The following is an 18,161-nucleotide window of genomic DNA, read 5'->3' on the forward strand; positions in this document are numbered from 1 at the left end:
CCGGCCGGACGGGATTACGCAACGCCCGTATCGAAATTCGGGCTTGATCGCTCAGAGCGAACGTTGCTGCGGAAACAAAATGCAGCTCCGTTTTCTTGAGTGTGTATGACTCAACTTGAGGTTGGGTCGATGACGGACTTGGAGCTGAGCATGAGCGAAACCCTGACGCTGCCGGTGCTGCCCCTGGAAGACGGGGTCGTTCTGCCCGGCATGGTGGTCCCCCTGGACCTCTCCGAGAACGGCGAGGTCCGGGCGGCCATCGAAGCCGCGCGGGCGGTGTCGCAGTCCAAGGGCCCGGGCATCCGGTCGGCGGCCAAGCCGCGGGTGCTGCTGGTGCCCAGACTGAACGGACGGTACTCCGACGTCGGCACCCTCGGGGTGGTCGAGCAGGAGGGGCGGCTGCCGGGCGGCGAGCCGGGCGCGGTCGTCCGCGGCGTGTCCCGGGTGCGGATCGGGACCGGGACGACCGGCCCCGGCGCGGCGCTGTGGGTCGAGGGCACCGTGATCGAGGCGCCGCCGGCGTCCGGGCGGGCGCAGGAGCTGGCCAAGGAGTACAAGGGCCTGGTCGGCGCGATCCTGCAGAAGCGCGGCGCCTGGCAGGTCGTGGACGTGGTGCAGCAGATCGACGACCCGTCCACGCTGGCCGACAACGCCGGATACGCGCCCTACCTGACCGACGAGCAGAAGATCGAGGTCCTGGAGACCGTCGACGTGGTCGAGCGGCTGGAGCTGCTCATCGGCTGGACCCGCGACCACCTCGCCGAGCTGGACGTGGCGGAGACGATCCGCAAGGACGTCCAGGAGGGCATGGAGAAGACGCAGCGGGAGTTCCTGCTGCGGCAGCAGCAGGAGGCCATCCGCAAGGAGCTGGCCGAGCTGAACGGCGACCCCGCCGACGAGGAGGACGACTACCGGGCCCGGATCGAGGCCGCGAACCTCCCCGAGAAGGTGCGCGAGGCGGCGCTGAAGGAGGTCGACAAGCTGGAGCGGTCGTCCGACGCCTCGCCCGAGGGCGGCTGGATCCGCACCTGGCTCGACACCGTCCTCGACATCCCGTGGAACGAGCGCACCGAGGACGCCTACGACATCGCGGGCGCCCGCGAGATCCTGGACGCCGACCACGCCGGGCTGGACGACGTGAAGGAGCGCATCGTCGAGTACCTGGCCGTGCGCAAGCGGCGCGAGGACCGCGGCCTCGGCGTCGTGGGCGGCCGCAGAAGCGGCGCCGTGCTGGCGCTGACCGGTCCTCCCGGCGTGGGCAAGACCTCGCTGGGCGAGTCCGTCGCGCGGGCCATGGGCCGCAAGTTCGTCCGGGTCGCCCTGGGCGGCGTCCGGGACGAGGCCGAGATCCGCGGCCACCGCCGCACGTACGTGGGCGCGCTTCCCGGCCGCATCGTCCGGGCGATCCGCGAGGCCGGCTCGATGAACCCGGTCGTCCTGCTGGACGAGGTCGACAAGGTCGGCGCCGACTACCGGGGCGACCCGACGGCGGCGCTGCTGGAGGTCCTCGACCCCGAGCAGAACCACACCTTCCGGGACCACTACCTGGAGGTCGAGCTCGACCTGAGCGACGTGCTGTTCCTCGCCACGGCGAACGTGGTCGAGGCCATCCCCGGGCCGCTGCTCGACCGGATGGAGCTGGTGGAGCTGGACGGCTACACCGAGCACGAGAAGGTCACCATCGCCCGCGACCACCTGCTGCCGCGCCAGCTCGACAAGGCGGGGCTGGAGGCGTCGGAGGTGGCGTTCGGCGACGACGCGCTGCGGCTGCTGGCGGCCGAGTACACCCGCGAGGCCGGCGTCCGGTCCCTGGACCGCTCGATCGCGCGGGTGCTGCGGAAGGTCGCCGCGAACGTGGCGCTGGAGAAGGCGGCGCTGCCGGTCGCGATCGGCGCGGCCGACCTCAAGGAGTACCTGGGCCGGCCCAGGTTCACCCCGGAGGTCGAGCTGAGCCGGGGCGAGCGCCGCACCGGCGTGCCGGGCGTGGCGACGGGCCTCGCGGTCACCGGCGCGGGCGGCGACGTGCTCTACATCGAGGCGTCGCTGGCCGACAAGGAGACCGGCGACACCGGCGTGACGCTCACCGGGCAGCTCGGCGACGTCATGAAGGAGTCGGCCCGGATCGCGCTGTCCTACCTGCGCTCGCGCGGCGCGGAGCTGGAGCTGCCGGTCGGCGACCTGAAGGACCGCGGCGTCCACGTCCACGTGCCCGCCGGCGCGATCCCGAAGGACGGCCCGAGCGCGGGCATCACGATGACGACGGCCCTGGCCTCCCTGCTGTCGGGGCGGCCGGTCCGCGCGGACGTCGCGATGACCGGCGAGGTGTCGCTGACCGGGCGGGTGCTGCCGATCGGCGGCCTGAAGCAGAAGCTGCTCGCCGCGTCCCGGCTCGGCATCACCACCGCGATCGTGCCGAAGCGGAACGAGCCCGACCTCGAGGACGTCCCGGCCGAGGTGCTGGAGAACATGACGGTCTTCACCGTCAGCGACGTCCGCGAGGTGCTGGACCTGGCCCTGGAGCCGGCCACCACCGCGGTGGCGGCCTGACGCACGGCGGACGCCCCCGACGCACGGCGACCGCCTGAAGCACGGCCGAACGCCCGCGCCGATCCGGCGCGGGCGTTCGCATGCCGGGATTCGGTCCCGGCCGTAACCCGGGGCCGCGCATACTCCGGGACGGGGCGGGGACCAGCCGCCGGGTGTTGGTGGAAATGTGGCAGCCCGCGACGCCGGGCGAACGGGTCCCGTGGTACATCGTCGCCTTGCGCGTCCTCGTCGTCCTGGTGGCGCTGGGCCTTCTCGGCGTCTTCTTCTACTTCGCGTTCAGGCTCACGCTCACGCCCGTCCAAGACAACGGCCAGGCGGGCGGCAACACCGATCCCGGCCGCTCACTGCGCTTCTACCTGGACCGCCCCACCAAGGAGGCCGTCTTCCAAATAGGCGGCAACCTGGCGCTCCTGGCCCCGCTCGGCGTCCTGCTGCCCATCGTCTGGACGACGCTGCGCGGCCCCATACGCCTGGCTCTCCTGACCGGAGTGCTCTCCCTGACCATCGAGGCCATCCAGGGCGCCCTGGTGGTGGGACGCGCCTTCGACATAGACGACGTCATCCTGAACGTGTCCGGCGTGGTCCTGGCCTACCTCTTCCTGGGCCGCCGCCTATCCAAGGCCCTCCGCGGCGCCTAGCAATTTGAGGCGCGGTGCGGGTTTTCTCGGAGAGTTATCCGGGAACCACGGAATTGATCAAGCTTTGACCGTGGAACTACTGGATCGCCGCGCCGAATAGGCGACAGAGTGGCCGACATTGGCCGTCCATAATGTCGCGAGCGGCGAAGTCGTTGATGGCTTTCTGGATATCTTTCCTTGCATGACGCATGTGCCGGTTCGGCGGGGGAACTGGGCTCCGGTCATGGCCGGGCTCGCCTGCACGGCGGGGTTCTGCGTGCTCGCCGCACTGTGGTTCACCCGGGGCATCTGGTCGGACGACGCCACTGAGCGCCTGCCGGGCCTTTTCGACTATCCCAGCGCCTACCTCGGCGACAGCGTCCTGCTTCCGGTCGCCGTCGCGCTTCTCGGCGGCGGGGCGCGAGCCCTGCCCGCGGCTGCCAGGGAGCGTTCGATCGCCGCGATCGCGGGGACGGGCGGCGCCATTGCGCTGACGTGCCTGCAAATGCTGTGGCTGCTCGATGACGATCCGGGACGCAATTGGACGCTGCCGTCCCCGCACCGATTCAATATCGCGGGGATCTGGCACGCGGTCTACGCGGTGGCGGTGGCCGCCCTTCTCGCGGGCGCGGCCGCGTTGCTGGCCCGCCGGATGTCATGCGCGCTGAGGGCGGGCGGCGCGCAGCGCGAAACGGCTCAGAGGCTGCTGAGCGGAGCCGGGGCCACGGCCGTGCTGTGCTGCCTGTTCTGCTACGCGGTGCTGGCGGCGCGCGACTCGTCGGCCGCGACCTTCGGTTCCCGATCCACCCTCGCCGGCTTGGGGCTGGCGTTCGCCGCCGTCCTGGTCCTGGCGGCGCTGGTGCTGCGGCGCTCCTTCCGGCACGTGTGGCCGGCGGCGCTCCTGGGCCTGCTCGCGGCGGCCGCGGCGATCGCCTTCTTCCGCGTCTCCTGGCGCGCCGAACGGACCGAGATCCTGGGCGCCGCCCAGGCCGTCCTCACCGCGTCGGGGGTCGCCCTCGTGACGCTGGTGCCGCGGCGTGCCGCTCCGCAGGCCGACGCGGACGCCGAGGCCCTCGCCTACCGCGGCTATCGCCCCGGCCTGGGGAACGCGGCGCTGGCCGGGCTGATCCTCGCGGTCCTGCTGCCCGTCCTCTGGACCCTCGCCGCCGCGGAGACGGCCGCGTCGCACTGGCCGGCCGCGGCCGGGTGGACCGCCGGCTACGCGGTGGCGATCGCCGCGGCCGCCGGGGCCGTCGTCCGCGGGAACCGGCTGGAGTGGCTGCGCCAGGCGGCGGACGTGCTGGCGGTCTTCGCGCTGCTCGGCGTGATCGTGCTCGGCGCGGTGACGGCGCCTCGCTGGCACCAGGCGTCCGACTCGGCGCCGCTCATCAGCTTTGTCATCGCGATAGGCATCTCGCGGGTGTTCTTCCCCGTGCTCGGCAGCCGCCTGCACGCGGAGATCAGGGACGAGATGGAGGGGGCGGACGCCGAGGGCCGCTTCCAGTTGAGGGGAGCGGCCCGGCTGAGCGCGACGGCGACGCTCGGCATGCTGATCGTCGCGGGCCTGACCGCCGCGATCGCACTGCTCTCCTTCACCCTGGCGGCCGCGATCGACCGGAAGTACGCCGACGACGCCGGCGCCCTCCCGGGCGTGTGGTGGCTGCTGGCCGCGGGGCTCGGGCTGGTCGCGGGCCTGGCCGCGCTGGCCTGGGTCAAGACCAGGGCCGGGGCGCCGGCCCTCGCGTTCGCGGTCCCCGCGGCCGTCCTCGCCTGGCCGGCGGTGGTGGTCGTCCGCGGCGTGCACGGGGTGCCGCCGGAGACCTGGGCGGCGGTGGCCGGCGGCGTCCTGCTGGCCCTCTGGTCGGCCAACAGCCTGCTCAACAACGCGGGCCTGCTGCGCCGCAGCCCCATCGACGCCCTGTTCTGGGCGGTGATCGGGTCCGTGGCCGTGAGCGCGTTCGTCTCCGGATCGTTCGCGCTGTCCGCGGCCCTCGCATCCGATCCCGCTCACGTGTACACCTGGTTCGCGGGGATCTCCACGGCGACGGCGGTGCTCGCGGTGCACGGCGGGCTCACCGCGGCGGCGGGCAGCCTGGTCTCCCGCGGGCCGCATGAGCAGACCCGCCACGGGCTGATGCACAACCTGGTCCAGGACTCGACCGTCATGGTCCTGCTCTATCTGATCGCGCTGGTCATCCCCGTCGTCACGGTGCTGCACCTGCCGGCGAGCATGAACTACTGGGAGCGGCTCGTGGCGACGTTCGCGATCGTCGGTCCGTTCCTCACGTACTTCCTCGGCCCCTACCAGTGGCAGCTGACCACGAACCTCGAGCACCTCGGCCGGGAGATCGACTCCAGGCTGGAGCCGGACGAGCGCGAGGGGGCGCGGCGGCTGATCGACGCCGAGTCCGGTCCGCTCGCCCGCAACAGGGCCCTCCTCGCGGCCGCCGGGGGCCGGATGGCGGGGGGCGAGCAGCAGAGCTTCCTCCGCGTCCTCAGCGCGCACATACGCAACCAGAACCTGGTCGCCAACGCCGTGGTCGTCCTCGGCCTGATCGGCATCCTGATCCTGGTCGGAGGCAAGACCAGTGCCGCGTTCGCCTACCTGCGCCGCGAGATGCGCCTGGACCCCCGCCCCCAGCCGTGAAGGGCGGCCCGCGCCCGGCCTCGGCTCAGCGGGGGATCAGGTGGAAGACGCGTAGCTCGCGTTGGGCGCGTTCCACGTAGTCGTTGTAGACGGGCCAGACGGCGGTGAGGCGGGGCCAGACCTCCTTGCGTTCCCTGTCGTCCAGGAGGTGGGCGGTGACGGGGACGGTGCGGCCCTGGAAGCTGACCTCGGCGGCGGGGTTCTTGAGGAGGTTGCCCGTCCAGGCGGGGTGCTTCTCGCGGCCGAAGTTGGAGCCGACGACGTACCAGCCGCCCGCCGGGTCGGGCAGGCAGGCGAGCGGCGTCCGGCGGGGGAGGCCGCTCTTGGCGCCGGTCGCGGTGAGGACGAGGCTCGGGACGAGGAGCTGGCCGAGCATGAGCCGGCCGCCCGTCGCCCTGTGCAGGGCCCGGTCCACGGGCGGGACGACCTTCGGGCCCACCTTGGCGAACCATTCGGCGCCCGAGACCCGGTGGAAGACGGGCCCGAAGGTGCGCTGGATCAGGGTCGGCATCGGCTTCTCCTCGGCGGCGGCGAGCCGTCCGGCCCGGCGCGGGTTCAGGTGGCCGCTGCGCGCCAGCCACCGCAGCCCGTCGGCGACGGTCTCCTCGACGGGGCGCAGCGTGAGGTCGAGCGCCTCCAGGATGGGGCGGTCGTCGGTCGGGACGAGCGTGACCATGAATTCGGCCGCGTCGCGGGTGAGGGGGTAGTCGAAGTGGCGGACGCGCTTGGCCGCGTCCAGCGCCGAGCCCAGCGCGAGCATGGCGCGGGACGGGACGCGTACACGGCGGCACTTCACCCCGGTGAGGCGGTCGCACAGGTCGGCGTACTGCGGCCAGGTCAGGTAGTGCCCGCCCAGGACCCAGCGGCTCGGGCCCTGGCGCGCCTCGACGGAACGTGCCAGCGCCTCGCCGAGGTCGCGGACGTCGATGACGGAGACGCCGCCGCCCGGCAGCGGCCACACTTTGCCGAGCGCGGCGGCGAGCCCCTCCATCAGGGCGTCGAGCGAGGGCTGGTCGGGGCCGCAGACGCCGCCCGGGTAGACGATCGTCACCGGTGCGCCGTCCTCCTGGAGGCCGCGCACGTAGCGCTCGGCCGCCAGCTTGGACCTGCCGTAGTCGGTGCGGGGGTTCGCCAGCGCGTCGCCCGCGGTGATGACCGTGCCGGACGGAGGGACGAACACCCCGATCGTGGACACGTGGATCACGGGGGACAGGCCCTGGGCGACGGCGCCGCCGACCACGTTGCGGGTGCCCCGGACGTTGACCTCGACCAGGTCGCCGGCGCCGCCGGTCACGCCGATCGCGGCGGCGGCGTGGACGGCGGCGTCGCAGCCGGTGAGGGCTTCGGACACCGCGTCCGCGTCCAGCATGTCGCCCTGGACGAGTTCCACGTCCTCCACCGCGACGCCGACCGTCCGGAGCACCCCGGCCGCCCTGCCGGGGTCGCGCACGAGCGCGCGCGGGCGGTGCCCGGCGGCGAGGAGGGCGCGGACGGTGTGGGAACCGACGAACCCCGAGGCGCCGGTGACGAAGATCCGCATGGGGACAAACTAGCGCTTGGTCCGATCTGGGCGACAGCCCGTTCGCGGCGTCCGGTCAGCGTAGCGCCGGTATTTTCGGACGCCTTCATTACCGGCCGGGGGACGGTACGCCGTTGACGCCGCTGGAACGGTCCAGCGACACTCGTGACGCACCTGACCGCCGACCGGGAGGGGATCGATGAGGATCGGACTGGCCGGCGCGGGGCGCATCGGCGCGCGCCACGCCGCCGCTCTCCGCGCACTGCCCGAGGTGGACGCCCTGCTCATCGCCGACGCGGACGCCGCCCGCGCGCGCGACCTCGCGGCCCGCCTCGCGTCCCCGGCGCGGGCGCTGGGCACCGTCGGCGAGCTGTTCGAGGCCGGGCTGGACGGCCTGGTCGTCGCGGCCGCCACCGACGCGCACGCGGCCCTGGTGGCGCGGGCCGTGGCCGCGCGAACTCCCGTCTTCTGCGAGAAGCCGCTCGCCGCGGACGTTGATGGAACGTTCCACACCGTCCGGGCGGCGGCCGCCGCCGGGGTGCCGGTGCAGGTCGGGTTCCAGCGCCGCTTCGACGCCGGGAACGCGGCGGCCCGGGAGGCCCTCGCGTCCGGGCGGCTCGGCTGGCTGCACACCGTCCGGTCGTGCAGCTTCGACCCTTCGCCGCCGCCCGCCGAGTACGTCCCGTCGTCCGGCGGGCTGTTCCGCGACTGCGTCATCCACGACCTGGACCTCATCCGGTTCGTCACCGGGCGCGAGGTCGTCCGCGTGATGGCCGCGGGCGCCAACCGCGGCGACGACTTCTTCCGCGAGTGCGGCGACATCGACACCGGTTCGGCGCTGCTCGTCCTCGACGACGGGACGCTCGGCGTCGTCTCCGCCACCCGCTACAACGCCGCGGGCTACGACGCGCGGCTGGAGCTGTTCGGCTCCAAGGACAGCATCGTCGCCGGCCAGGACGACCGTACGCCCGCCACTCCGCTGCCCGAACAGGACGCCGAGCCCAGGCCCGCCTACAGCGGCTTCATGGAGCGCTTCTCCGACGCCTACGACGCCGAGATCCAGGCGTTCGTGGACATGGTCGCCGGCCGCCGCACCAACCCGTGCCCGCCCGAGGACGCCCTGGAGGCGTTCTACCTCGCCGAGGCGTGCGAGATGTCGATGCGCGAGGGCAGGATCGTCGGCACCGAGGAAGTGCGCCGATGACCCTCAGCTCCACCACGAGCGACTCCACCACGGGCTTCGACCTCATCACGATGGGGCGGGTGAGCGTCGACGTCTACCCCGACCAGGTCGGCGTCCCGCTGGAGGACGTCGAGTCCTTCGGCAAGTACCTCGGCGGCAGCCCCACCAACGTCGCCGTGGCGGCGGCCAGGTACGGCCGTAGCACCGCCGTCATCACGCGCACTGGCGACGACCCGTTCGGACGGTTCGTCCACAAGGCGCTCCGGGGTTACGGCGTAGACGACCGGTACGTCACGGCCGTCCCCGGCCTGCCGACCCCACTGGCCTTCTGCGAGATCTTCCCGCCGGACGACTTCCCGCTGTACTTCTACCGCTATCCGAAGGCGCCCGACCTGGAGATCCGCCGGGACGAGCTGGACCTGGAGGCGATCCGCCGGGCGCGCATCGTGTGGGGCACCGTCACGGGCCTCTCCCAGGAGCCCAGCCGTGAGGCGACCCTGGCGGCGCTGGCCGAGCACCCCGGGCAGACCGTCATCGACCTCGACTACAGGCCGATGCTGTGGGACGACCCCGCCGAGGCCCCGCACTGGGCAGGCCGCGCCCTGGAGCACGCGAAGGTCGCCGTCGGCAACCTGGACGAGTGCGAGGTCGCGGTGGGGGAGCGTGAGCCGGACGCCGCCGCCCGCGCGATCCTCGAACGCGGCCCGGAACTCGCCATCGTGAAGATGGGCCCGGACGGCGTCCTCGCCGCGACGGCGGAGGAGAGCGTGCGGGTCCCGCCGGTCGAGGTCGACGTCGCCAACGGGCTCGGCGCCGGGGACGCGTTCGGCGGCGCCGTCTGCCACGGCCTCCTCGCCGGCTGGGACCTGCGGCGGCTCGTGGAGTTCGCGGGCGCGGCGGGCGCGATCGTCGCGTCCCGCATCGCCTGCTCGGCCGCCATGCCCGCGCAGGACGAGGTCGAAGCACTGCTCAAGGAGACCGGTTGACGTCCTCCCCCGCCTGAAGGCGAGGGATTCCAATCCGTCCCCTACGGAGGGAGGAGAGTGGGTTGAGGTTCGCGGTTCGCCGGCCGGGCCAGGGCCCTGCCTCCCCGCGCGGCCACCGTGCGTCCCACGGCGGTGTCTTTGATGTTGCGGGCGGCGTTGATGTCGGCGTTGGCCCGGTGCCCGCAGGCGACGCATCGGAACACCGCTTGGCTCTCGCGGTTGTCCGGGGCGCGGTGCCCGCAGGCGTTGCAGGTCTGCGACGTGTACGCCGGGTCGACCCGGACCAGGCGCCCGGGTGCCTTGTGCTCCAGGCGGGTGACCAGTTGTCCCCAGCCGTTGGCCAGGATGCCCCGGTTGAGCGCGGCTTTGGCGCGCACACCCGTGCCGGGTGCGTCGATGGTGCCGCGCGCCGACCGGGTCATGGCGGCGATGTTCAGGTCCTCGACGGCGATGACGTCGAACCGGCGCGCCAGGTCCGTCGAGGTCTTCTCCACCCAGTCCTTGCGGCGGTCGGCCTCACGTGCTTTGAGGCGGGCGACGGCGGCCTTGACGCGGGCACGCCGGTTCGACCCCCGGCGCGCGCGGGCCAGGCGGCGCAGCAGCCGCTTCAACCGCTCGGCCTCACCCGGCGTCAGGCCCGGCACGCTGCTGGTCTCACCCGTGGACAGCGCCGCCGACACCACCACGCCCCGGTCCACACCGACCGCCGCACCATTGCCGGGCGCGGGGATGGGGTCGGGGACGGCGGCGAATGCGACATGCCAGCGCCCGGCGCGGTCGCGGGTCACCCGGAACGACTTCACCCCCGGCGGGACGGGCCGGGACCAGCGGAACCGCACCCACCCCGCCTTCGGGATCCGCACCTCACCGGTACGGCGCGACAACCGCCGCACCTCCCAGGCCCGGCCGCGGGCACCGACGATCCGGAACCCCTCATGCACCCCCGCCTTGCGCCAGGTGGGGCGCCGGTGCGTACCCGCGAAGAAGTTCGCCATGGCCTGCGCGAAGTCCTTCAGCGTCTGCTGCTGCACCGTCTGCGACCCCGCCGCCAACCACCCGAACGCGGCCCGGGCCTCGGTCAGCTGCCGGGCCTGTGCGGCATACCCCGGAGCCGGGCCCCGCCGCGGCGTCCACCACGCCTGCTGCTCCACGGCCAGGTTCCATACGAACCGGGCATGCGAGCAGTGCTCCAGCAGCCCCGCCTCTTGGGCGGGGGTCGGGCACAACCGGTACCGGGACATGCCCGCACCATACCGACCGCCACCGACACAACCCGGAGAGTCATTGTGCCCCAGCATTCCGCGTTTCCTTCCCGCCCTGAAGGACGGGGTTTCCACGCTGCAGGAATCCGATGAACCACCACCTGCCCGCCGGCACCGCCGGAGAAGGCCCCTACGGGCTCGTCGTCACGCCCGAGTCGGCCGGCTGGACGCACTCCGCGCTGCGCGTCCTCGACCTCCCGGACGGCGGCGAGCACACCTTCGGCACCGGCGCGTTCGAGACGATCGTGCTGCCGCTGGCCGGGTCGTGCACGGTGGAGTGCGACGGCGCGCGGTTCGAGCTGGCGGGCCGCGACGACGTGTTCAGCCGGGTCAGCGACTTCGCCTACGTGCCGCGCGACGCCCGGGTCACGGTGCGGGGGAGCGGCCGGTTCGCGCTGGCCGGCGCCCGCTGCGAGAACCGGCTGGAGCCCCGCTACGGCCCGGCCGAGAAGGTGCCGGTGGAGTTGCGCGGCGCGGGCGCGGCGAGCCGCCAGGTCAACAACTTCGGCACGCCGGACGGCTTCCCGTTCGCCGAGAAGCTGATCGCTTGCGAGGTGCTCACGCCGGGCGGCTGCTGGTCGTCCTTCCCGCCGCACAAGCACGACGAGGACCGGCCGGGCGAGTCGGTGCTGGAGGAGATCTACTACTTCGAGGTCGCCGGGGACGGCATGGGCTACCAGCGCGTCTACGGCACGGCGGAGCGTCCCATCGACGTGCTCGCCGAGGTCCGCACCGGGGACGCCGTGCTGATCCCGCACGGCTGGCACGGGCCGTCGATGGCGCCGCCCGGCCACGACCTCTACTACCTGAACGTGATGGCCGGCCCGTCCCCGGAGCGGGCCTGGCGGATCTGCGACGACCCCGCGCACGCGTGGATCCGCGACACCTGGTCCGGGCAGGAGACCGATCCGCGGCTCCCGCTGACCTCGGCGGACGGGCGGCGCTGACGCGGCGGGCGCGCGCCGCGGCCCCCGGACGGTGCCGAATTGTGAGCGGGATCGCGCGCACGCCCGCCCTCATCTGTGATCAACTCCTCACACCGACACATTCGGGGAGAAACGGAGAGCAGCCGATGAGAGGCGTTGTCGCGCGCGGGTCGACCCGGAGGCTCGCGGTCCTGGCCGCCGCTGGGCTGCTGGCGCTGAGCGCCTGCAGCAGCTCGGGCGGGAAGAAGTCCGAGGAGGCCCCCGAGGGCGCCGGCCCCCGGCTGAAGATCGCGATGGTGACCCACTCGGGCGCCGGCGACACGTTCTGGGACATCGTCCAGAAGGGCGCGAAGGCGGCCGCCGCCAAGGACAACGTCGAGTTCCTCTACTCGGCGGACCCGGACGGCGGCAAGCAGGCGCAGCTCGTCCAGGCGGCGATCGACAAGAAGGTCGACGGGATCATCGTCACGCTCGCCAAGCCCGACGCGATGAAGGACGCGCTGGCGCGCGCCGCCGCCGCGAAGATCCCGGTCGTGTCGATCAACTCCGGCGCCGCGGAGTCGGTGCAGCTCGGCGCGGTCGCGCACTTCGGGCAGGACGAGTCGATCGCCGGTGAGGCGGCCGGCACCGAGCTCGGCGAGATCGGCGCGAAGAAGGCGCTGTGCGTCATCCACGAGCAGGGCAACGTGGGGCTGGAGGCCCGCTGCGCCGGCGCGAAGAAGACGTTCGGCGGCGACCTGGAGAACCTGTTCGTCCAGGGCACGAACATGCCGGACGTCAAGTCGTCCATCACGGCCAAGCTCCAGTCGGACAAGGCCATCGACGGGATCCTGACGCTCGGCGCGCCGTTCGCCGCGACCGCCGTCGACTCGGTGAAGGAGACCGGCAGCAAGGCCAAGATCGGCACGTTCGACCTGAACAAGGACCTCATCGCCTCGCTCAAGGCGGGGTCCATCGAGTTCGCCGTCGACCAGCAGCCGTACCTGCAGGGCTACGAGGCCGTCGACCAGCTGTGGCTGCTGAAGAACAACGGCAACGTCCTCGGCGGCGGGCGCCCGGTGCTCACCGGCCCGGCGATCGTCACCAAGCAGAACGCGGGCGACCTGGAGGCGTTCGCGAACCGGGGGACGCGATGACGCAGGCGGTCGCCGAGCCGCCCCCGGTGGCCGGCCCCGGCTCCGACGAGCGCCTGGCCCGGCGGTCGCCGCTCCGGCGGCTGCTGGGCCGCCCGGAGCTCGGCGCGCTGCTCGGCGCCGTCGCGCTGTTCGTGTTCTTCTCGGCGGTCGCGGACGCGTTCCTGCGCGCCGGGTCGTTCTCGACCGTGCTGTACGCCAGCTCCACGTTCGGGATCATGGCGGTCGGGGTGTCGCTGCTGATGATCGGCGGCGAGTTCGACCTGTCGGCCGGGGTGATGGTGACGTCGTCGGCGCTCATCGCGGCGCTGACCTCCTACCAGCTCACGCTGAACGTGTGGGCCGGCGTCGCGATCTCGCTCGTGGTGACGCTGGCGCTCGGCATGGTCAACGGCATCCTCTACATCAAGACCAGGCTGCCGAGCTTCATCATCACGCTGGCCACGTTCTTCATGCTCGCCGGGCTGAACCTCGGCGTGACGAAGGCGCTCACCGGCAACGTCGCCAGCGACTCCGTCCGCGACATGGACGGCTTCGGCTCCGCCCGCGCGGTGTTCGCCTCCGACGTGGACGTCCTCGGCGTCAACGTGAAGATCACCGTGTTCTGGTGGCTGCTGTTCACCGCGATCGCGACCTGGCTGCTGCTGCGCACCCGCGCCGGCAACTGGATCTTCGCGGCGGGCGGCGCGGCGGCCGGCGCCCGCGCGGTCGGCGTCCCGGTCGACCGGGTCAAGATCGGCCTGTTCATGGGGGTCGCGTTCTGCGCCTGGTTCTCCGGGATGCACCTGGTGTTCGCGTTCGCGACCGTCCAGTCCGGCGAGGGCATCGGCAACGAGTTCCTGTACATCATCTGCGCGGTCATCGGCGGCTGCCTGCTGACCGGCGGCTACGGGTCGGCGATCGGCGCGGCCATCGGCGCGTTCATCTTCGGCATGACGAACAAGGGCATCGTGTACGCCGAGTGGAACCCCGACTGGTTCCGGTTCTTCCTCGGCGCGATGCTGCTGATCGCGACCGTGGTGAACCTGATCGTGCGGCGCAGAGTGGAGCGGTCGTCATGACGGACGCGAAGGCGGCGCCGCTGCTCCGGCTGGCCGGCGTCGGCAAGAACTACGGCAACGTCATCGCGCTGCGGGACGTCGACATGGAGGTGTCCGCGGGCGAGGTCACCTGCGTGCTGGGCGACAACGGGGCGGGCAAGTCCACGCTCATCAAGGTGGTCGCGGGCCTGCACCGGCACGACGCCGGGACGTACGAGGTGCAGGGCGAGGAGGTCTCCTTCGGCTCGCCCCGCGACGCCCTCGACCGGGGCATCGCGACCGTCTACCAGGACCTCGCGGTCGTCCCGCTGATGCCGGTCTGGCGGAACTTCTTCCTCGGCTCGGAGAAGCGCAAGGGCTTCGGCCGGCTGGACATCGGGTTCATGCGCAGGACCGCCCACGCCGAGATGGCCGCGATGGGCATCGACCTGCGCGACGTCGACCAGCCCATCGGGACGCTGTCGGGCGGCGAGCGGCAGTGCGTCGCGATCGCCCGCGCCGTCTACTTCGGCGCCAAGGCCCTCGTCCTGGACGAGCCGACCGCCGCGCTCGGCGTGAAGCAGGCCGGGGTGGTGCTGCGCTACGTCCTCCAGGCGCGCGAGCGGGGCCTCGCGGTCGTGTTCATCACCCACAACCCGCACCACGCCTACCCGGTCGGGGACCGCTTCCTGATCCTCAACCGGGGCCGCAGCATCGGCTACCGCACCAAGGACGCGATCACCCGGGAGGAGCTGACCGGCCTCATGGCGGGCGGCGCCGAACTGGAGGAGCTGGCCCACGAACTGGACGCGGCGGCCTCCCCGGCCTCCCCGGCGTCCGAGGCCGACGCCTAGCGGACGGCGCGAGGGTCAGGCGGGGGCGAGCCAGGCGCGGCACAGCCACCAGGCGTTGACGCCGCCGAAGGTGTCGGACGTGTCGATGCCGGTGACCTCCGCGAACCGCCGGACCCTGTTCCGCACCGTGTTGGGGTGCACGAACAGGGCCTCCGCGGCGGCGGTCACGTCGCGGCCCGCCTCCAGCCAGGCGCACACCGCGCGGGCGACCGGCCCGGCGCTCGCGCCGAGGTCCGCGCGGGCCGCCCGGTACCGGTCGAGCAGGGCGGAGGCGAGGTCGGTGCGGTCGGCCGCCGCCGCGACCACGGCCACCTCGGCGATGTGCACCACCCCGGTCCGCCCGGTCGCCTCGGCGGCGGCGAGCGCGGAGACGGCGAGGCGGCGCGCGGCGGCCAGGTGCTCCGCCTCGGCCGGCCCCGCGAGCCCGGCCGGCGCCACCCCATCGCCGGCCGCCGGCGGCGCGGCCGTCACCGTGAACAGCAGGCCGTCCAGCAGCGCGGACAGCGCCGGCGGCCGGACGGGCGGCGGGTGCCCGCGGCCGGCGCCGGCCGGGCGGGCGGCCAGCACCCACAGCGCGCCGCCGGCGGGCAGGCCCGCCTCGGCGGCGGCGAGCGCCGCGGCCGAGCCGCCGTCCAGCAGGCGCCGCAGCCGCACCGCGTCCCGCTCGCCCCGGCCGGGCCCGGCTCCGGCCCGCGCCTCCGCCAGCGCCTCGCGGTGCGCCCGGATCAGCCGGGACCGGACGGCCTCGGCCCAGTCGTCGTACAGCTCCCGCGCGTCCAGCAGCAGCGCCGCGCCGACGCCCTCGGCGGCGGCGACCTCCCGGACCCGCGCCCAGATCCCGCGCTCGGCGACGTGGATCGCGCTCAGCACCGCCTCGACCGGCACGCCCTGCCGGGCGCGGGTCACGCCGAGCTCCGCGACGAACGCCAGCTCGCCCTCGGTCGGCCCGCGCCGCGCCGCGATCGCGCGGGTGGCGGCCGCGAGCAGCGCGCGGGTGTGCCCGGCGATGTCGGCGGGCGGCAGGACCGACATCTCGCGCACCACGGACGTCACCCCGGCGACCACGGACGGCAGCAGATCCTCCTCGCGGGAGATCCGCTCGATGAGGTCCATCACGGGCGCCCAGCCGGCATCGCTCTGGTTCATGGCCCGATTGTGGTGCGCCACAACCCCGTCCGCCAAATGCGTGCCGTCCTCCATGTTCCCGGGCGCGGGCGGTTCCTAGGGTTGGAGGCCACCACAAGCGGACGCGTCGTTTCCAGGAGTGCCCTCATGACCTCTGCCCGCCGTGTCGCCGTGATCGGCGCCGGACCGGCCGGCCTCGCGACCGGCAAGGCCCTGCACGACGCGGGCGTGGAGGCCGTGCTCTACGAGCGGGGCGACCGCGCGGGCGGGCTGTGGGCGCGCGGCGCCGGCCTCTCGCCCGCCTACGCGTCCCTGCACCTCAACACCAGCAAGGGCCGGACCGAGTTCGCCGACTTCCCGATGCCCCGGCACTGGCCCGACTACCCGTCCGCCGACATGGTCGGCGGCTACCTCGCGGACTACGCGGAGCGCTTCGGGATCGTCCCGCACATCCGCTTCGACAGCCACGTCGCGTCCGTGGCGCGGGACGGCGCGGACGGCCCGTGGGCGGTGACCACCGAGGCCGGCGACACCGCCCGGTACGACGCCGTGGTGGTCGCCAACGGCCACAACTGGGACCCCCGGTGGCCCGACCCCGCGCCGCCCGGCGAGTTCACCGGCGCCCAGATGCACGCGCACGCCTACCGCGACGCCGAGCAGTTCCGCGGCAGGCGCGTCCTCGTCGTCGGCATGGGGAACTCGGCCATGGACATCGCCGTGGACGCCTCGCACGTCGCCGAAGGCCCGGTACTGCTGTCGGCGCGGCGCGGCGTCCACATCGTCCCGAAGTACCTGTTCGGACGGCCGTCCGACGCGACCGGCGGCGCCCTCGCCGCGCTGCCGTGGCGGGTCAGGCAGCGCGTCGCCGAGACGATGCTGCGGCTCGCCGTCGGCCGCCCGCAGGACTACGGCCTCCCCGCGCCGGCGGGCGGCCTGTTCCAGAACCACCCCACGATCAGCGACACGATCCTGCACCGCCTGACCCACGGCGAGGTGGCGCCGCGGCCGGGCGTCGAGCGCTTCGACGGGGACGCGGTCGTGTTCACCGACGGCACCGCCGACCCCGTGGACGTGGTCGTCTGGGCGACCGGCTACCGGGTGAGCATCCCGTTCCTGTCCCGCGAGCTGGTGGGCGCCGATCCCGAGCGGCTCCCGCTCTACAAGCGCGTCTTCCACCTGGACGAGCCGGGCCTGGCCTTCGTCGGGCTCATGCAGTCCACGGGCGCCGCGCTGCCGATCGTCGAGGCCCAGGCCAAGCTGGCGGCGGCGTACTTCGCCGGCGCCTACGCGCTGCCGCCTCCGGCGCAGCGGCGGCGCGCGGTCGCCCGCGCCCTGCGCGCCGCGACCGAGCGGTGGGGCGACCGGCGCCCCATGATGCGCGTCGACTTCGACCAGTACGTGGCCGACCTGCCCCGCGAGCTGAAGGCCGGCCGGGCCCGGCTCGCGCGGGGCGGCGCCCGGCCGTTCACCCCGGCGCACCGCGAGGAGACACCCGCATGAGCACACCCCGCCCGTCCGGCGGCCGCGACCCGCGCGGCCTGCGGGTCCTCGTGACCGGCGCGTCCGGCACGTTCGGCCGCGCCATCTGCGCCCGGCTGAGCGGCGGCGGCGCCCGCGTCGTCGGCCTGGACCTCGCGCCCCGGCCGGACGACCCGGTCGAGGTCCTCGCCTGCGACATCACCGACGACGACGCGGTGCCCGCCGCCGTGGCCGCGGCGATCGAGCGGCTCGGCGGCCTCGACCTGCTGATCAACAACGCCGGGATCGGCGGGCCCGCCCCGGCCGAGCTGCCGCCCGGCGACGAGGTCCGCCGCCAGCTCGACATCAACCTGCTCGGCGTCTGGCGGGTGACGTCGGCGTGCGTGGACGCCCTCGTCGAGTCGCGGGGACGCGTCGTCATGCTGTCGTCCCGCATGGCCGTCATGCAGCTGCCCCTGGCCGCCGCGTACGGCGCGTCCAAGCGGGCGCTCGTCGCCTACGCGGACGCGCTGCGCATGGAGATCGGCACCCACGTCGGTGTGACGTGCGTGTACCCGTCGGCGGTGCGCAGCCCGATCCACGACTCGACCGCCGCAGCGGGGCTGTCCCTGGAGGGCGTGAGCGTCTACGAGCCGCTCGACGGTGTGGTGGACGCGGTGCTGCGCGCCGCACTGGCCCGCCGCCCCCGCCGGGACGTGACGACGACCCGGCGCGGCGCCGTCGAGTTCTTCCTCGCCCGGCACCTGCCCGCGCTGACGGACCGGATCGTCGCCCGCACGTTCGCCGGGCGCGTCCGCTCGGGCGCGTTCGCGGGCGCGGAGCTGGCGGCCGGCGTCGTCCGCCGCCACGCGGGCCGCCGGTGAG

Annotated in this window: 14 protein-coding genes; 11 read left to right on the plus strand and 3 right to left on the minus strand. The window is 73.7% G+C overall.

Translation table 11 applies throughout. The features are described 5' to 3' along the window. Nucleotides 1-150: 150 nt before the first annotated feature. The 3 genes from lon to ACGFI1_RS12030 all read left to right on the plus strand — a co-directional run bounded on the left by lon (nt 151) and on the right by ACGFI1_RS12030 (nt 5,811). Nucleotides 151-2,547: an endopeptidase La gene (gene lon, locus ACGFI1_RS12020; protein ID WP_392784992.1), complete on the plus strand. Its 2,397-nt coding sequence runs from the start codon at nt 151-153 to the stop codon at nt 2,545-2,547. A 152-nt stretch (nt 2,548-2,699) separates the two neighbouring features. Beyond that, entirely contained in the window at nt 2,700-3,185 is a 486-nt protein-coding gene (locus tag ACGFI1_RS12025) for a VanZ family protein (RefSeq protein ID WP_386869846.1), read from the plus strand. Between the two features lie 181 nt (nt 3,186-3,366). After that, nucleotides 3,367-5,811 (plus strand): hypothetical protein, encoded by a 2,445-nt coding sequence (locus ACGFI1_RS12030; protein WP_392784994.1) that lies wholly within the window; start codon nt 3,367-3,369, stop codon nt 5,809-5,811. Between the two features lie 25 nt (nt 5,812-5,836). Here the strand turns inward: ACGFI1_RS12030 and ACGFI1_RS12035 are convergent, their stop codons facing one another. Continuing rightward, the gene (locus ACGFI1_RS12035; RefSeq protein ID WP_392784996.1) at nt 5,837-7,351 is read right to left on the minus strand and encodes a nitroreductase family deazaflavin-dependent oxidoreductase; all 1,515 of its coding nucleotides are present in this window, start codon (nt 7,349-7,351) and stop codon (nt 5,837-5,839) included. Nucleotides 7,352-7,529: 178 nt separating this feature from the next. Here ACGFI1_RS12035 and ACGFI1_RS12040 point away from each other — a divergent pair, with 178 nt between their 5' ends. Together ACGFI1_RS12040 and iolC are read left to right on the plus strand one after the other, a co-directional pair. Next, on the plus strand, nt 7,530-8,534 hold the full coding sequence (locus ACGFI1_RS12040) for a Gfo/Idh/MocA family protein (protein ID WP_392784998.1): 1,005 nt from the start codon (nt 7,530-7,532) through the stop codon (nt 8,532-8,534). Further along, entirely contained in the window at nt 8,531-9,499 is a 969-nt protein-coding gene (iolC, locus tag ACGFI1_RS12045) for a 5-dehydro-2-deoxygluconokinase (protein ID WP_392785000.1), read from the plus strand. The genes ACGFI1_RS12040 and iolC overlap by 4 nt, the downstream gene beginning before the upstream one ends. Before the next feature lie 41 nt (nt 9,500-9,540). Here the strand turns inward: iolC and ACGFI1_RS12050 are convergent, their stop codons facing one another. Beyond that, nucleotides 9,541-10,740: an RNA-guided endonuclease InsQ/TnpB family protein gene (locus ACGFI1_RS12050; RefSeq protein ID WP_392785002.1), complete on the minus strand. Its 1,200-nt coding sequence runs from the start codon at nt 10,738-10,740 to the stop codon at nt 9,541-9,543. Between the two features lie 110 nt (nt 10,741-10,850). Here ACGFI1_RS12050 and iolB point away from each other — a divergent pair, with 110 nt between their 5' ends. From iolB to ACGFI1_RS12070, 4 genes are all read left to right on the plus strand, one after another. Continuing rightward, nucleotides 10,851-11,708 carry a 5-deoxy-glucuronate isomerase gene (iolB, locus tag ACGFI1_RS12055; protein ID WP_386869834.1) on the plus strand — a complete coding sequence of 286 codons (858 nt, stop codon included), beginning with the start codon at nt 10,851-10,853 and terminating at the stop codon, nt 11,706-11,708. 125 nt (nt 11,709-11,833) lie between these two features. Further along, nucleotides 11,834-12,823 (plus strand): sugar ABC transporter substrate-binding protein, encoded by a 990-nt coding sequence (locus tag ACGFI1_RS12060; protein ID WP_392785004.1) that lies wholly within the window; start codon nt 11,834-11,836, stop codon nt 12,821-12,823. Continuing rightward, the gene (locus ACGFI1_RS12065) at nt 12,820-13,881 is read left to right on the plus strand and encodes an ABC transporter permease (RefSeq protein WP_386869831.1); all 1,062 of its coding nucleotides are present in this window, start codon (nt 12,820-12,822) and stop codon (nt 13,879-13,881) included. Before ACGFI1_RS12060 ends, ACGFI1_RS12065 begins: the two co-directional genes overlap by 4 nt. Further along, nucleotides 13,878-14,693: an ATP-binding cassette domain-containing protein gene (locus ACGFI1_RS12070; protein ID WP_392785005.1), complete on the plus strand. Its 816-nt coding sequence runs from the start codon at nt 13,878-13,880 to the stop codon at nt 14,691-14,693. Before ACGFI1_RS12065 ends, ACGFI1_RS12070 begins: the two co-directional genes overlap by 4 nt. Before the next feature lie 15 nt (nt 14,694-14,708). Here ACGFI1_RS12070 and ACGFI1_RS12075 read toward each other — a convergent pair whose 3' ends face one another. Further along, on the minus strand, nt 14,709-15,839 hold the full coding sequence (locus tag ACGFI1_RS12075; protein WP_392785007.1) for a helix-turn-helix domain-containing protein: 1,131 nt from the start codon (nt 15,837-15,839) through the stop codon (nt 14,709-14,711). Between the two features lie 126 nt (nt 15,840-15,965). Between ACGFI1_RS12075 and ACGFI1_RS12080 the strand changes: the two genes are divergently transcribed. Together ACGFI1_RS12080 and ACGFI1_RS12085 are read left to right on the plus strand one after the other, a co-directional pair. After that, entirely contained in the window at nt 15,966-17,318 is a 1,353-nt protein-coding gene (locus ACGFI1_RS12080) for a flavin-containing monooxygenase (protein WP_392785009.1), read from the plus strand. Next, nucleotides 17,315-18,160 (plus strand): SDR family NAD(P)-dependent oxidoreductase, encoded by an 846-nt coding sequence (locus ACGFI1_RS12085; RefSeq protein ID WP_392785011.1) that lies wholly within the window; start codon nt 17,315-17,317, stop codon nt 18,158-18,160. The genes ACGFI1_RS12080 and ACGFI1_RS12085 overlap by 4 nt, the downstream gene beginning before the upstream one ends. Nucleotide 18,161: the final 1 nt, after the last annotated feature.

Origin of the sequence: Actinomadura geliboluensis (assembly GCF_043197915.1) — a bacterium.
Lineage (GTDB): Bacteria > Actinomycetota > Actinomycetes > Streptosporangiales > Streptosporangiaceae > Spirillospora > Spirillospora geliboluensis.